Source organism: Pelosinus sp. UFO1 (genome assembly GCF_000725345.1).
In the GTDB taxonomy this organism is placed as follows: domain Bacteria; phylum Bacillota; class Negativicutes; order DSM-13327; family DSM-13327; genus Pelosinus.
The window spans coordinates 3,313,130-3,329,480 of record NZ_CP008852.1; the positions used below are offsets into that span (position 1 = coordinate 3,313,130).

General features: G+C 36.8%; 13 protein-coding genes. 1 reads left to right on the forward strand and 12 read right to left on the reverse strand.

Translation table 11 applies throughout. The features are described 5' to 3' along the window. Positions 1 to 17 precede the first annotated feature (17 nt). Entirely contained in the window at positions 18 to 1,043 is a 1,026-nt protein-coding gene (gene iolG / locus UFO1_RS15735; RefSeq protein ID WP_038672320.1) for an inositol 2-dehydrogenase, read from the reverse strand. Between the two features lie 562 nt (positions 1,044 to 1,605). Between iolG and UFO1_RS15740 the strand changes: the two genes are divergently transcribed. Beyond that, a complete protein-coding gene (locus UFO1_RS15740; RefSeq protein ID WP_038672322.1) occupies positions 1,606 to 2,370 on the forward strand; it encodes a DeoR/GlpR family DNA-binding transcription regulator in 765 nt (254 codons plus the stop codon). Positions 2,371 to 2,730: 360 nt separating this feature from the next. Here the strand turns inward: UFO1_RS15740 and UFO1_RS15745 are convergent, their stop codons facing one another. The 11 genes from UFO1_RS15745 to UFO1_RS15795 all read right to left on the reverse strand — a co-directional run bounded on the left by UFO1_RS15745 (position 2,731) and on the right by UFO1_RS15795 (position 15,737). Further along, positions 2,731 to 3,594, reverse strand: coding sequence for a sugar phosphate isomerase/epimerase (locus tag UFO1_RS15745; RefSeq protein WP_038672323.1), 864 nt, complete (start codon positions 3,592 to 3,594; stop codon positions 2,731 to 2,733). Positions 3,595 to 3,816: 222 nt separating this feature from the next. Beyond that, complete coding sequence (locus UFO1_RS15750; RefSeq protein ID WP_038672326.1) at positions 3,817 to 4,758, reverse strand: sugar phosphate isomerase/epimerase; 942 nt, start codon at positions 4,756 to 4,758, stop codon at positions 3,817 to 3,819. Between the two features lie 124 nt (positions 4,759 to 4,882). Beyond that, positions 4,883 to 5,185 carry a PTS lactose/cellobiose transporter subunit IIA gene (locus UFO1_RS15755; RefSeq protein ID WP_038672328.1) on the reverse strand — a complete coding sequence of 101 codons (303 nt, stop codon included), beginning with the start codon at positions 5,183 to 5,185 and terminating at the stop codon, positions 4,883 to 4,885. 109 nt (positions 5,186 to 5,294) lie between these two features. Then, positions 5,295 to 6,710 carry a sugar porter family MFS transporter gene (locus UFO1_RS15760; RefSeq protein WP_038672331.1) on the reverse strand — a complete coding sequence of 472 codons (1,416 nt, stop codon included), beginning with the start codon at positions 6,708 to 6,710 and terminating at the stop codon, positions 5,295 to 5,297. Positions 6,711 to 6,841: 131 nt separating this feature from the next. Then, a complete protein-coding gene (locus UFO1_RS15765; protein WP_144390890.1) occupies positions 6,842 to 7,720 on the reverse strand; it encodes an AraC family transcriptional regulator in 879 nt (292 codons plus the stop codon). A gap of 90 nt (positions 7,721 to 7,810) precedes the next feature. Beyond that, entirely contained in the window at positions 7,811 to 8,986 is a 1,176-nt protein-coding gene (locus tag UFO1_RS15770; protein WP_038672335.1) for a Gfo/Idh/MocA family protein, read from the reverse strand. Between the two features lie 830 nt (positions 8,987 to 9,816). Next, complete coding sequence (locus tag UFO1_RS15775; RefSeq protein WP_038672337.1) at positions 9,817 to 10,656, reverse strand: sugar phosphate isomerase/epimerase; 840 nt, start codon at positions 10,654 to 10,656, stop codon at positions 9,817 to 9,819. Positions 10,657 to 10,804: 148 nt separating this feature from the next. Continuing rightward, positions 10,805 to 11,827 carry a LacI family DNA-binding transcriptional regulator gene (locus tag UFO1_RS15780; protein ID WP_038672339.1) on the reverse strand — a complete coding sequence of 341 codons (1,023 nt, stop codon included), beginning with the start codon at positions 11,825 to 11,827 and terminating at the stop codon, positions 10,805 to 10,807. A gap of 128 nt (positions 11,828 to 11,955) precedes the next feature. Beyond that, positions 11,956 to 12,819: a sugar phosphate isomerase/epimerase gene (locus UFO1_RS15785; RefSeq protein WP_038672341.1), complete on the reverse strand. Its 864-nt coding sequence runs from the start codon at positions 12,817 to 12,819 to the stop codon at positions 11,956 to 11,958. A 126-nt stretch (positions 12,820 to 12,945) separates the two neighbouring features. Further along, positions 12,946 to 13,959 carry a Gfo/Idh/MocA family protein gene (locus UFO1_RS15790; RefSeq protein ID WP_038672343.1) on the reverse strand — a complete coding sequence of 338 codons (1,014 nt, stop codon included), beginning with the start codon at positions 13,957 to 13,959 and terminating at the stop codon, positions 12,946 to 12,948. Between the two features lie 290 nt (positions 13,960 to 14,249). Further along, positions 14,250 to 15,737: a sugar porter family MFS transporter gene (locus UFO1_RS15795; RefSeq protein ID WP_051788968.1), complete on the reverse strand. Its 1,488-nt coding sequence runs from the start codon at positions 15,735 to 15,737 to the stop codon at positions 14,250 to 14,252. Between the last annotated feature and the right edge of the window lie 614 nt (positions 15,738 to 16,351).

Genomic DNA, 16,351 nt, shown 5'->3' on the forward strand with positions numbered 1-16,351 from the left:
CTAGCGGAATAAATGTATTATAAACCAAAGGTATTTTTGATTTCAGCTATTGTAACGGGTCTATTTTCATCCAAAGATTTCTTAGCAGCTAATCCTATAATAACCGGCTCTAAACCATCTGTAACACTCACCGGAACAGCAGTATTATTCTCTATTGCAACAACAAATTCTTGAATTTCAGTGGTATAGGCCTGCATATATCTTTCCAAGAAAAAATGCAATGGTTTTTCAGCTACAACACCATCAATCGTACTCAATAACGTAGTCGAAGAAGTATCGTTACCAATTTCTACTGCTCCTTTAGAACCAAAGACTTCTGCTCGTTGGTCATAACCATAAGACGCACGTCTACAATTATCAATTACCGCCATAGCACCATTTTTCAGTTTCATGGTGATTATTGCCGTATCAATATCGCCAGCTTTACCAATCGAAGGGTCCACTAATACGCTACCTACAGCATAGACTTCCACGACTTCACTACCCGACAAATAGCGAACCATATCAAAATCATGAATCGTCATGTCAAGAAACATTCCACCTGATACTTTTACATAACTAATAGGTGGCGCTTCGGGATCACGAGAAGTAATTTTAATAATATGCTGTGTCCCAATTTTACCTGCTGCTACAGCTTCTTTGACTGATCTGAAATTGTGATCAAAACGGCGATTAAAGCCAACCTGATATTTGTATTTAGAACTTTGCACTGCTTTCATTACTTCTTTAATTTTTTCTACATTATGATCAACAGGTTTCTCACAGAATACGTGTTTACCAGCTTTAATCGCTTCTAAAGAAATCTGTGAATGAGTGTCAGTCGATGAACAGACCAACACAGCATCAATTTCTGTATCTGCCAAAATGCTACGATAATCCTTACTAATATGTTGAATGCCTAATGATTTCGCCCATTGTTCCCCAGTTTCGTCCAAAAATGGATCCGCAATAGCCGTTACTTCTGCTCCCTTCACATATTTACTGATACCTTCCGCATGTACTTTACCAATTCTACCTACTCCGATAATACCAATCTTTAACATAATTATGCCACCTCTCCTTAGCTAACTGCTTATTTACAACCATGGTCTAAACGATACTCTGTACTTGATTTGAAGTAAATACAATCCATTGTGATACAAGGTAAAAATGCTCCAACTCAAGTTCACCTTTTTACATAAACTTAATCAAATCACCACCAAAACTTATCCAAATACATTAAATCCAATTTATTTTTTTGTTATATTTCGATGACAAGTGATGAGTTGTTGATCAACTCATACTCAAATTACTATAATTCCCAATATTTGTCAATATGCATTTCTTAATATTGCAATTTATATTTACTTGGATATACTAAGGACTTACTAATTTTCAAGCTGAAGCTTCTAAACAATGTTCTTAGTAAACTTCTTCAAAATAACAAATCTCACTATTATTGTAACTCTTTTAAACAGGGGTACTTCATTATTCATTTTTAGTTAAGTCATTTACTATATAGCCATAGAACATTATCAAAAGTTACTCATATTTTTACAATTAAGCTTGAATGATGAGTTATTATTGCATATAATATTAGAAGAATAAGTAATGTGAGGTAATAAATTGAAAATCAACCGAATTAGCGAAATTGAAAAATATACGCGTCAATTAGAGCACGTTTCTTTAGATCGACTATGTGATGTTTTTAAAGTTTCAAAAAATACAATTAGAAGAGATATTAGCGAATTAGCAAAAAAAGGCGTCATAAAAAAAGTATATGGTGGCATCACTATCAATCAGAAAAACGCTGTTGAATCTCGCGAACCATTTGAATCCAGAGAGATAAAGAATCAGACAGAAAAAAAACAGATCGCAAAACTTGCAAGCGATCTGGTAGATGATGATAATGTTATTTTTATTGATTCCGGAACCACGACTAAACATATGATCCCATTTCTTGCCACTAAGAGAAATATAACGATTATCACTTCCAATATACATGCTATCATTGCTGCCATCCCTTATCCAAACTTAAATATAATTTCTACTGGCGGCGTGGTCTATCGTGGAACTAATTCACTCACAGGCAATGAAGTAACAACCTTTCTTAGAAATTATAATATCGAAAAAGCATTTTTAGCATCAACAGGGGTATCTTTAGCAAAAGGTGTAACAAATATATCCCCTCTTGAATCTCAGATCAAAAGGTATTTAATCGAAAACAGTACAACAACAGCTTTATTAGTTGATCATACCAAAATTAATGTTGCTTCTTTAATGACATATGGTAGGTTAGAAGATTTTAATTATTTCATCACTGACATACTTCCCCCTAATGAATATGTGGATTTTTTCACGGCAAATAATATATCCCTATTAACTCCCTGATGTAGTTATCTCCCTAATTAACTATTTATAGGGAAAGCCTCCTATATTAAAAGGCATATAAAAATATCCCCCAGTGATGAAATTTAACACCGAGGGGATATCTTTATGCACCAGGATCTATCTAGTTCAAAAATGAGCTGGCACCATTACAAAATGATGCTAGCTCATATCTTTTTAGGATTTTCTATTTATTAATACTCTTATTTATTATCGAAATATTTCCTTATAGCAGCTTCTGTCTTTCTTACTAATTTTGATTGCCTCTTCCCATAGTACTGGTCTGAATAATTCCACTGATACCATCTCTGAAAGCCTCTTATGACGTTATGGTCCAGCAGCAATACCTAGCAATTATCTGACTTATAGTAATTCTTTTTTTATCCTTGCTAGTATCTCAGGTGCTTGATAAGCTATTTTTTCTGGGAATCCAAATAAAGAAACAGAAGCAATGGTATCTTCTCTCTGCGCAAACTTCATTTCACGAAGTTTCTTGAAGAAAGCGTCAAAATCAACATCTCCTTCACCAAGTCCTACATGCTGATGAACGGTAGCACTTACACCTGGAGGGTTTACAATATAACGGCAATTCTTTGTTTGATTTAACGTGTCCGCGATAATAACATGTGATAAATCATCGCCAGCATAATCAAGCATACCTGCAATATCTCCTACACCATTGTCATAAAAGAAAGTATGAGCTGCACAATAAAGATATTTTACATGATTACTGCGCAAAGATTTAACAATATCAACTGTCTCATTGCCATTTTCACAAAAATCATAGGGATGAGATTGTATGTCGAGTCGAATACCTTCTCTTTCAAAAATTGGCAGCAGCTCTTCCATGGATTTGTAAAACATTTCTTCACAAATAATTGGCTGATGCGGATCTCCAGCAAGCTCCGTATTCATTACATTAACATTTAGTTCAACTGCAATTTCAATAGCACGTTTCCAATTCTTAACAGCAGCTTGCCGACGTTCTTCGTCTGGACCTGACCAGTTGTAGATCGGAATCATCGAAGAAATCGCAACGCCGGTTTCTTTTAATGCTTTCTTATACTCTGCAATAATTTCCTTACTTGCTTTCGGATGCTTGTAGAATGGTAAAATTTGAGGATGGGGCGATTGCTCTATATACTCAAACCCCATCTCTGAGATCTTGTGTACCATTTCAGTGATTGACAAGTATCTGATAACGTCGGGATCAAATGCAATCTTCATTTTGTATTTTACCTCCATTTGCCTTATCTAATGAAAAAGGCAATCCTTCGGCCCCCGCATAAGCGTTTTAATCAGGATAGCGTAAAGTTAGCAAATACATCGGTAAGATTGCTTATACGCTAAAACGAACTTTATACATTAGAGATTTAATAAAATTATTATTTGCAGTCTGCTTAGTTAATTATAAACATACTAGCCGAGCTCAAAATAAATTTGTTTGATTTATAGGCTTATGCTTTGCTTCAATGCATCTACCGATGTTTTAATTCCAGCTTCAACAGACATTGTTAAGTCCTCCATTTCGAGGGAAACATGTTCATCATAGCCCAACATTTTTACAACGGAGAAGAATTCTTTCCACCACTGTAAATCATGACCGCAACCTACGGCAACATAGTTCCATGCACGATTTGCACAATCTTCTACTACTTTAGTTTCAAGTAAGCCATTAACCTCAGCAAGACCTCTTTCGATTCTTACATCTTTTCCATGTACGTGATGGATGGCATCACCTAGCGCACGTGCTGATTGAATTGGATCAGCCCCCATAAACATTAAGTGAGATGGATCTAAGTTGAGTCCAATCATAGGATCAACTGCATTTCTTAATTTAAATAATGTTTCTGGATTGTATACTAACATGGATGTGAAGTTTTCTAAGGCAATTTTTTTAACACCACATGATTTAGCTTTTTCTACAACTTTTTTCCAATAAGGAATAGCAACTTCTTCCCATTGGTATTTCATTACATCTTGTAAAGTTGCAGGCCAACTTACAGTATACGTAATCCAGTTAGGAACTGTGTCCTTTGCATTTGCCGCAGGAAGTCCTGACATGGAAACGATTTTTTCTACTCTTAATAGTTTTGCTAATTCCAATGTTTTATCAACCGCAGCACGGTGTGCTTCTCCCATTGGCCCTGGATCCAAAGGATTTCCTGAGCAGTTTAATGCAGCAATTCCCATTCCACGATCAGTAAGGGCTTTCTTAAAAGCTGCTAATTTTTCTTCACTGCCTAATAACTCATCAACACGTATATGAGGAGCCGGCGACCAACCACCAACTGTCATTTCTACATAGTCAATGCCCATACCTTTAACTTTATCTAACATATCCTCATAAGATAAATTACCCATACTATCAGTACAAATTGATAATTTCATTTTATTTTCCCCCAATCAATCTATGATTCGAAATCTATCCAAACTTATTTCATAATGTGCATCATTTTTTATGTAGCAATACTATTCTCGTACCCTACATGTCAACACCTTGGACCCCATCAACCTATTTTTTGTGGAGATAGATTATTTCCTGAACTAACTTTTTTGCCAGCATTGCATTCATTAGATAATCTAGCGAATGAGCAATCAAAACCGTGCATTGGTCCTTTTCTCCTTCGGCTTCCTTTTTAATCAATCCTGTCTGTACGCGATGCGCTTTATGCATTTTTTCTTCAGCCTCTACCATCAATGTATTGGCATGTTCATAATCTCCAATCTTTACCGATTCCAGCGCCTGCATCATTAACGCTTGCGCGTCACCTGCATCAGAAATCAGTGAAAATGCAATTTGTTCTAAATTTTCCATTATGTTTTCCATCCTTCTTTTTTAGAGTTCTTTTCATTGCGCTACTATAGTGCACATCAGTTTATCTCTGCTCCTGAGCCTCATACATGAGACTGTTTTGTTAATACCTTTAAACACTCACATCATTTTTATAGTAATTGCGAAAATCACTTTCTAGTTCTTCAAGGGTACGTCCTGTGGTTTCTGGTACATACATTTTTACAAAGATCAGTGAGATAATACCAATGGCAACAAAGATAAAAAATGTAATATATAAACCAAAGTTGCTTAATAAAGCTGGGAAAAAGAAGCCAATTATAAAATTAGTAATCCAAACAAATAGTACACAAACTCCCATGCCGAGACCGCGCAGACGTAGTGGGAAAATTTCTGCAAGCAGTAACCATAGTATCGGTCCAATTGCCCCCTGCATAAATGCTAAAAACATTACTGTCAAGCCAACTACGATATAAGGTAGTAGTGGCGACCCCTGCATCAGCATAGATGCCATGGCAATCAGGAATAATGCCAGAGTCGTTCCAGCCAGTCCGGTCAACAACATCTGACGGCGTCTCACTTTTCCTATCAGCCAAATGCCGATGCTAGTAGACACAACTGATGCTAGACCATTTACAGTATTGCCAATCAAAGCTGCTTTCGTAGAAAATCCCGCATCCTTCAAGATCTGTGTGCCGTAGTACATAATAGTATTAATACCTGTACATTGACTAGCAATGGCAACACCAATTCCCACAACAAGAAGCCGCCGCACCCAGGGTAAATTTAAATCTTTCCAAGTAGCTTTTCCCATTTGGGCTTCAGCCTCAACGTTATCCTGAATTTCATTAAATTCAGCAATGGCTTTTTCCTCGCTTTGACGTACCCTTCTTAAAACCTGCAAGGCTTCACTGATCTTTCCTTTCGAAATCAGCCAGCGGGGACTTTCGGGCATTCTCAGCATCCCGAAATATAATACAACGGCCGGAAGAGCAGCAACAACTAGCATATACCGCCACACATGTCCTGCATCACCTAGCATAACTCCAAAAATCGCGTTAACAACAAAAGCGAGAAACTGCCCTGATACGATCATCAGTTCATTTTGCGTAACCATGCGCCCCCGATTTTCCATCAGTGACATTTCTGCTAAATAGGTCGGCACAGTAACAGAAGCACCACCCACCGCCAAGCCAAGTAAAAATCGGCAGATAACCATGATCTCTACATTGGGTGCCAAAGTGCAGCCAATAGCTGCCAAAAAGAACATTAAGGCCAAATGAATAATATTTCTGCGGCGGCCGTGCTTATCAGCTAGCACCCCACCCACTATCGATCCCAGCGCGGCACCAAGGAGCAAAGAACTGACTACCAAACCTTCCGTAAGGGGCGTCAGATTCAATTGATCCGGTGCTGACATATATGGTAATGCACCGTTAATAACACCTGTATCATACCCAAATAAGAGCCCGCCAAAAGTCGATATAATCATAATGGTTCGTAGAAAAGACTGTGATGGTGGCTGTATTTCAGTTGTATTTACACTCATAAGGCTACCTCCTTAGAACTACTTCCTTTCAAAACTAAAATCTGTATTTTCTTTTTATTTTTAATTTTCAGATAATAATTTCCTTGACAATTGTCCGGCCAAGGAAATTATTATTGTAACTTTTTTCTTATCTATAGTGCTTGATGCTCCTCTATTCGTCCTTTATCCACCCAGCGTTTTCGATATTTGATTGGAGTCATCCCCACAATTTTGGTGAAAAGCGTATTAAAATAATTAGAGTTGTCATATCCTACCATAGTTGCAATGGTAGTCGCACTATACTTTGTGCCGAGGAGCAAGGATTGGGCTTTTCCGATCCTGCGGCACGTAATGTATTGAATCGGAGCATATCCTGTGGTTTTCTTAAAAACATTACATAAATAGGAGGGACTAATATGCAATGCCCTACTAATACATTCCAAAGTCAGATCCTCAAAACAATGCTCATCAATATATTTTTTTATGTTTTTATCCAACATATCTTCATTCGCTACTTCTAATACTCCAGCCCCATCAACTTGCTTTAGAATAATAGTGATAAGGCTACATAGCAAGTGATTACTGATTTCCTCTGCTCCCCCATTTTGGGAGTAAAGCTGCGAGTATATCATGCTAAATAAGCTTTCAATATCCTTACGCAATGCGCCACTAGGCAAAACTGGATTTGCACCGTCAATAATCAAGCAGTTTTCCCGCATACCCTCTAGTTTCAAATTCGTGACCGCGCAGTTATATACGCTCATTCCTGTTTGGGGATTAGCACGCTCATCATGGATAACACCGCTGTTAAAAATTAGAATATCACCTTCTTGGGTTTGATACTGTCGTCCGCCAATTGTATGAATTCCTCTGCCATGCCTGATAAATAAAATTTCTAGACGATCTTCATGCATCTGCATCACACAAGGCAGCTTTGTTAAATCAGCTTCTGCCTTGCAAGCATAAAGTAATTTGGGTAATTTATCAGCTTCAAATGTACGCGTGAAATTTCTTTTAACAAAACATTGCACTATTCATTCACTCCCAATTTCTATCAGATATAGATGAAGGCGAAAAGTGTACCTGTTCTACTCCCCAAGATAAAGCATATTCAATCTTACTTATTTAAAATCTACCCAAACAGACCCCTCATTGGCGGACCTTACACAATTTTCTATCCAGCGTACACCTTCCAGCCCGGCATTAATGTCAGGATATACAAAAGTTTTTAGGAACTCTTTATCACCTCTGTTTTGCGCATCTATTGCAATGGCAAACTTAAGATATATATTTGCCCACGATTCCGAAAGACCTTCTTCATGCAATGCACCCAAACGTTCCTCTGCTAAAGCTTCTTCATAAAGGTAAGGCATTCCGCGGAACAGTACTTGATTCGGTTTACCTTGCTCTTCAAAATGCAGCTGATTTGGACATGAGTCCCGCCATTCAATACTTGCTTTCGTTCCTACAATACGAACCCCTTGGGACATATGACAACCTGCATCAACCGCAGACACCCACATGGTACCCACCGCACCATTGTCATAATGCATAATAACATGCGCATTATCTTCCAGGGGCGCGCGACTTTTAATAAAACTCTGGCGATCACACATTAATTTTTCAACTTTCATAGTAGGCAACAGTAATTGTGAAATATAGTAAGTATGAGTAGAAAGATCACCTAAAACATAGCTAGGACCTGAAATTTTAGGGTCAACCCGCCATTTAGCCGCACTATTTTCCTTTTCTGCCGCATCAGCATGAAAACCATGAGTATAATGTAATTTTACAAGACGGATATCACCTAACTCACCATTTTCAATCATTTTACGAGCTTGTAATAGAATCTGGCTGCCGGAAAATCCATAGGTAACACCTATAATCTTTCCTTTTTCGTCAGCGAGTGCTTTGACCTCTCTTACTTCATCGCTTGTAAAAAATAAAGGTTTTTCACATATTACATGAAGCCCAGCATTGAGAGCCTCTTTACAGATTTCATAATGAGTGCTGTTAGGAGTAGCGATAGAAACTACCTCAATGCCATCCTCACGTTTTGCTTCTTCAGCGAACATGGTTTTGTAATCCGAATAGCAACGATTAGCATCAACCCCTAAGTTCTCTCCAAAATCTCTGCCTCTCTGTGCATCAATATCAAAGGCACCTGCTACCAGGGTAAATGCTGTATTATCTCTTAGAGCACCTGTTCTATGCTTGTACCCTACCTGACTTGTACGACCACCACCTACCATTGCCCACCGCAAAGGTTTTTGAATTCTCTTTTCACCATTTAACATGCTAACACCTCTTTTTAATATCTTGTTTTTCTGACAGTTATAATTGTAACATTTTCGCCTATAATTACCTCAAGGATCTTACTTTATGTATCTTAGCAAAGAGGCTCACTTAAATGATAACTCAACTTTATTTTTTCAGAAACTTCACAATCTTATTTTTAATCTGATTTTTAAGATTGTTATCTTTTTGCTATTTACTATTTATGTATTTTACCTCTAGTCCATCTTAGCGATGATTACTCATATAGCTTCCTCTTTAAAGCGTTAATTAACTTCTAGCAAAACATATAGTCTATAATCAATTATAGATATTTCCAATACACAAACGAAAGAGAAATAATAATCAATGTGCGTAGGTTAACTTCTGATTTGACCATCATTTACACTATTTTCAATTATTTCTAAACACTCTCTCTTTTATCTTGCCATTCTGTTATTTTTCCCACCTATCTGTACATCAAAAAGTGTTAGCTATTACAAAAACAAAAGCTGTTGCACATCACATCTGCACAACAGCTTTTATTTTCATCGCATGATTGGTTTACTTTGACATAATCCAATATAGTCCTGATAAGAAAGATAAACGCCCTTAACTCGATTTTGGAATTACTTCTTACAATAAATTCTCTTTAGGGGGTTCACATTTAATCAATTTACTATTTTAACTTTTGTCAAATACTTTTTATAACATTTTCAATATTAACTAAGATATTCTGTAAAATTTCAAAAATATAATCCATACCAAATGGTAAAGAATTTAGTCAAAAAATAATACTGGCATCATTTGAAAAACGATGCCAGCCAATATACTTGTCAGATATTAAATCCTTCTATTCAATATCAAAATATTTCCCAACTACCGCTTCCGTCTTTTCCTTACCAATTTGGATTGCCTCTTCAATATCTAATTCATAGTATTCGGGTCTGAATAATTCCACTGATACCATCTCTGAATATCCAATTTTCTTTAAAGTCTTCAAAATGGCATCAAGATCAATTACTCCTTCACCAGGCCATAGCCTATCTACATCTGTTAGTGCACCAATGGGAAAATCTTCTGTATCATCAATGTGTAATATAAATATTTTTGAACCATCCGCTCTTTCTAAATCTTCCATGCTGGATCCCATAGCATGGAAATGGAAACAATCTAAAACCAAACCTACATTGTCTCTATTTACAGCCTGTACAATATCGTAGGCTTGACCAAAAGTATTGATTGTGCATTGGGGATGACCTACGAATTCAATTGCAAGTCTAATACCATATTTTTCAGCAATATCTGCCAGTTCATTCAATACTTTTACAGAACTTTCTTTTATCTGACTTTTGGTAAATTTTTCGGGTCCTACAAGTGGAACGACAACTATATTCTTGCAGCCAATCTTTTGTCCCACTTCGCACATGTACTGCAGCTCGTCTTTTATTGCCTTATAACCAGCTTCATCTCTATTATTAAAAAAAACTAGAGCATTGAATGCATAGGGTTTTATTCTACTGGATTTGAAGTAATTGGCAAGATCTTCAATGGTGTGAGTCTCAAGATAATCTTTCAGCTTATCCATCGTTCTAATTTCAATTTGCTCATACCCGTATTTTTCACAGAACTCTAAATCTTTTTCTAATGTTGATTTTTTCATTGTTGTCGCTTGATTAAAGCATACTTTCATATTCTAGCCCTCCTAAAATTACCGCTTTCTATCTTATCTTCCACTCTTCCCAGCAATATCTGATAATTACCAGTCTATACGTGCCCGAGCTCTCTTTTGGTAAAAAATAAAGATTAAATTCATATAAATCATACAGTACATAAAATTTTTAAATATTTTCTCTTATTTTTATTTCAAGCTTCGTATATAACTGCTCTTTTTCCGGCATTTTATTTAGAAAAAAATAATCAAACAGAATCTTGATCGGTAGATATCCCTGCATCAAGGGTTCTTGTGTTATTGTGAAATTTATAGTTTTATCCTTCATCAATTCGATAGTCTCTGGAATCAAATCAAAGCATACAAATTTTACATTCTTTTTTTCCAATTGGTGAATTGCCCTTCCAACGCCTCCTATTCCTCTACCTGTTATAAAAATAGCATTAAGATTAGGATTTTTTTCAAAAAGTTCAATTGTCTTTAAATAAGAAGATTTCTTATCATTGTAAATTTCTATCGTGTCAATGATCTTTACAGTTGGATATTCTGCCGTAATCATTTCTTCAAAGCCTGCTTTTCTTTCCTCTAATGCTTTAATTTTTGCAGGTCCTGTTATGACTGCCACATCTCCACCATTGGGTAATAAATCACCAATTAGCTGCCCCGCTACACGTCCACTCTTTTTTAAATCCTGCCCAACAAAACAAATTTTGTTTATACCAGGCACATCCGTATTGAAGGTTACAATCTTTATATCTTTTTCTGCAAGTCTATTTAATTCATTCTTTACTACTTCTTCATCAAGTGGGGATAATGCAAGGGCCCGAATGTTTTTCTTTTCTAGCTCTTTTATGTATTTCAACTGCTCATCTACATCAAAGTTTTGCATTACGCAATACTCTATTATAATGCCTGAGTCTTTCAATTCATTATGAGCCAGTTTAATACCTTTATAAATTTCTTTAAATAAGTCATCTCTTTTATTTAAAATAATGACGCCTATTTTTATAGGATTCTTTTGAAAAGCCAGCACTTTACCAGCCAAATTCACTGTATATCCTAATCCCTTTGCTACCTTCCTAACTTTTTCTCTGACTTCCTCACTTACGCCAGGTCTATCGTTTAAAACTTTATCTACAGTTCCTCTTGAAACATTGGCAGCTTCCGCTACAGATTTAATAGTGATTCGCATAACTTCCACCTCGTCATAAATTATATGATTTTCTTCCAAAAATTACAATAACAAATGAAATGATCAATGAAAAATGAACCATTATGCGATTCATACAAATACCATAAAACACCTGACAATTATCTGACTTATAGTAATTCTTTTTTTATCCTTGCTAGTATCTCAGGTGCTTGATAAGTTATTTTTTCTGGGAATCCAAATAAAGAAACGGAAGCAATAGTATCTTCTCTCTGCGCAAACTTCATTTCACGAAGTTTCTTGAAGAAAGCGTCAAAATCAACATCTCCTTCACCAAGTCCTACATGCTGATGAACGGTAGCACTTACACCTGGAGGGTTAACAATATAACGGCAATTCTTGGTTTGATTTAAAGTGTCCGCTATAATAACATGTGATAAATCATCGCCGGCATAATCAAGCATACCTGCAACATCACCTACACCATTATCATAGAAGAATGTATGAGCTGCGCAGTAAAGATATTTTACCTTGTCACTACGAAAGGATTTAACAATATCAACTGTCTCATCACCATTTTCACAAAAATCATAAGGATGAGATTGAATGTCAAGACGGATATCTTCACGTTCAAAAATAGGGAGAAGTTCTTCCATGGATTTATAAAACATTTCTTCACAAATAATTGGCTGATGCGGATCTCCAGCAAGCTCCGTATTCATTACATTAACATTTAGTTCAACTGCAATTTCAATAGCACGTTTCCAATTCTTAACAGCAGCTTGCCGACGTTCTTCGTCTGGACCTGACCAGTTGTAGATCGGAATCATCGAAGAAATCGTAACGCCAGTTTCTTTTAATGCTTTCTTATACTCTGCGATAATTTCCTTACTTGCTTTAGGATGCTTGTAGAATGGTAAAATTTGAGGATGGGGAGATTGCTCGATGTATTCAAAACCCATTTCTGAAATTTTGTGTACCATATCAGTGATTGACAAATATCTGAGCACGTCAGGGTCAAATGCAATCTTCATTTGTGTCATACCTCCATTTGTTTTATCTTAATGTACAAGATAATAATCCCGCTTCTATAAGCGGCTTTTTAATCAAATGGAGTAGGCTCTCCATTTGATTAAATGACGCTTCGGCTTTGGAGTCCACTATTTATTATAAAATGCCGGGCGTTGTTTCATAGTCACAGGAACGATTTGACCAGTTTGCTGCGCTTTGACACATGCATCTGCTGTCACTGCTGCAGCATAGCCATCCCAAGCGGAAGGACCATTTGGCTGTCCTTGATTTACTGCGTCAATGAAGCCTTGCAGTTCAATATCATAGGCATCTATAAATCTTTGTTTCCAGTCAGTAAGAATTTCTACGGAACGCTTTGCTTCACTGCGCATAAGTACTTTTGCAGGTTCAGGTAACTTCGCTATACCCATTTCTCCCACAACCTCACATTGAATATCATATCCATATTGACAGTTAACAAAGACTTCTACATCAATTCGAATTCCCTTTGCTGTTTCTATTAAAACAATTTGTGGATCTTGCAAGTGACTTGATGATTTTTTTGATTTTCTTGGGTACACGACCTGAACGGAAACATAATCATCATCCAGTAACCAACGTAAAACATCAATTTCATGAATAATTGTATCTGTAATTGCCATATCAGTTGTGTAGTTATCTCCTACTACGGGGTTGCGATGTGCGCAATGCACCATTAAAGGCTCCCCAATCTTACCAGTAGCAACTACATCTTTCAATGCACGATATCCTTTATCATAGGGACGCATAAACCCAACTTGAACCAGACGTTTACCATGTTTAACCTCAGCATCAACAATTCTTGCACAGCCATCTGCAGTAGTTGCCAAAGGTTTTTCACAAAACACCGGCTTACCAGCAGCAATGGACGCTAAGACAAATTCCTCATGGGTAGGTCCCCAAGACGTAACTAAAATGGCATCAACCTCTTTAGACTGGATGATATCATGACCTGTTTCATAAAGCTTTGCATCTAGTTTCTGCTTCTTAATAACAGCCTTTGCCTGCTCAGTATTTACATCTGTCACCGCAACAATCTTAGCTCCAGACAATGTGTTGGTGATTCTGCGGATGTGATCCTCTCCAATTGCACCTGTACCGATAACACCTATTCTTAATGTCATAATGTTTCTCCCCCTTAAATTAAATATGATTATCTAAAGTTACAATGTAACTTTTATCTGAAATTTTTTATAAGCTCATTCATAACATTCAAAGTAACTGCTATTTACTATAGACAGTCGGAGAAATTTTGCATAAAAAAGCAATTCACATGATCAAAATTAAAACTATTATCTAATTCGCATCAACGTGCCCGAGCACGTTGATGCGAATTAATTAGGGCACGATGAGCTGGATGATCCAAATGAATTAATTTTTCCTACTCCTACAGCTTCTATCCTTATTTGTTACACTAATAAGTAATACTAATATCTTGAGCAGTTTCAATCTTTTTATCATAATGATGGAAATCATGTTCCACTTCTTCAAGCGTACGATCTTTTGTTTCTGGTACGTATATTTTTACAAATGTAATGGCGAAGACTCCCATAGCTACAAATATAAAGAAAGTTGATGATAATCCGAATTTTTCTAATAATACCGGGAAGCTTAAGCCGATTAAGAAATTGATAACCCATAAACAGAACACTGACACACCCATCCCGAGTCCCCGCAAACGTAATGGGAATATTTCTGAAAGCATAAGCCATACTACAGGTGAAATAGCCCCTTGTTGGAAAGCTAGAAACGTGACAGTTAAGGACAATACAACATAGGGTAGCATTGGAGATCCATGCATTGTTAATGAGAAAATTGCAATAAGCAGTAATGATAAGGTCGTTCCAACTTGCCCTGTCAACAACATAGGACGCCGCCCTACCTTACCTAATAACCAAATCCCTACAAAGGTGGCCAATACTGAGATTACACCATTTGCAATATTACCAATTAAAGCTGCTTCTGTACTAAATCCGGCGTCTTTAAGAATTTCTGTCCCATAATACATAATGGAGTTAACACCTGTACTTTGCTGAGCAAAACTAAGGCCAATCCCGATAAAGACAATGCGACGTATCCAGGGAATTGTCAGATCTTTATAAGTTGCTTTTTTGATTTCAGCTTCCTCTGCAATGGTGTCCTGAATCGCATTTAACTCTGCTTGTGCGCGATTTTCTTCACGCACTTGCTGAAGAACACGTAATGCATCACCAATTCTTCCTTTTGTCGCAAGCCAACGAGGACTTTCTGGCATTGCCAGCATGCCAAACCATAATACCACTGCTGGGAGAGAAGCAATGACTAACATATAACGCCAAACACCGGCATCATGCCCCATTGAAACACCAATAATAGCATTAAAAACAAACGCTAAAAATTGTCCTGTTACAATCATCAATTCATTTTGTGTAACCATTCTTCCCCGCTCTTCTGCAGGAGACATTTCAGCTAAATAAGTTGGTACCGTAACAGAGGCTCCACCTACAGCTAAACCCAGTAAAAATCGAAAACCAACCATGATGGGTACCGTCGGTGCTAAGGTACAACCAAGTGCAGCAATGAAAAAAATTATTGCTAAATAAAGGATGTTCTTGCGACGACCTTGCTTATCTGAAAAAAATCCACCTACCACAGCTCCTAGTGCAGCACCAAAAAGAAGCGAACTTGCAACCAAACCTTGGGTATATGCGTTAAGGTTTAATTGGTCAGGCTGGGACATGTACGGCAAAGCTCCATTAATAACGCCTGTATCATACCCAAAAAGAAGACCTCCAAATGTTGATATTACTGTGATATTTCTTAAAAAGGACTTGGGGGTACGCTGTTTTCCATTCGTTGATGGGTTCGGTTCCTTGGCTGCCGCTGCCTCGGTTTCGGAAGCTGTACTTACCTGTCTATTCATACTACTTTCCTCCCTATCCATTTTTCAATATTTATCCAACGGATTGCTCCGTTAAATACAGAAATTATTTAAATTCTAAGTACCCTATTATAATTTCCCTGGAAGTACCAGATGCTTCTATTGCACCAGTATAGCAGTTGTGATAATTCGAAAAACAATGATTAAATAAAATATTCGCAATATTTTAATGTTTTTTTTTGTATTGTCTGAACTATATACTAATTGTCTGTTTTAATTTGTTCATAATCCTATGGATGTGATCCTTACCAATCGCTCCTGTCCCAATGACTCCAATTCTTAATTCCATAAGTAACCTCTCCCTACCTTCATTTTTAACCCATAGTACCATGCTTACGAGCCCGGGCACGTTAATGCTATTTTTTTTGCAATGAAGACCAAAATTTCGGTTTTCATTGCTGGGTATTTGCATAGTTATTTAGATTTAAACGTTGGTACTTATTGCAAGCATCCTGTGAGTATTATTTAAAATAAACGCTTTATAAATCAACACTAAAACAGCGTAAGCCATGAAATAAGATACAAGTTCTAATCCTAGTTAGTTGAGCTATTAGGTCAAAAAGAGCTTCATAACTCAGCTAACTATTTCTGGCTTA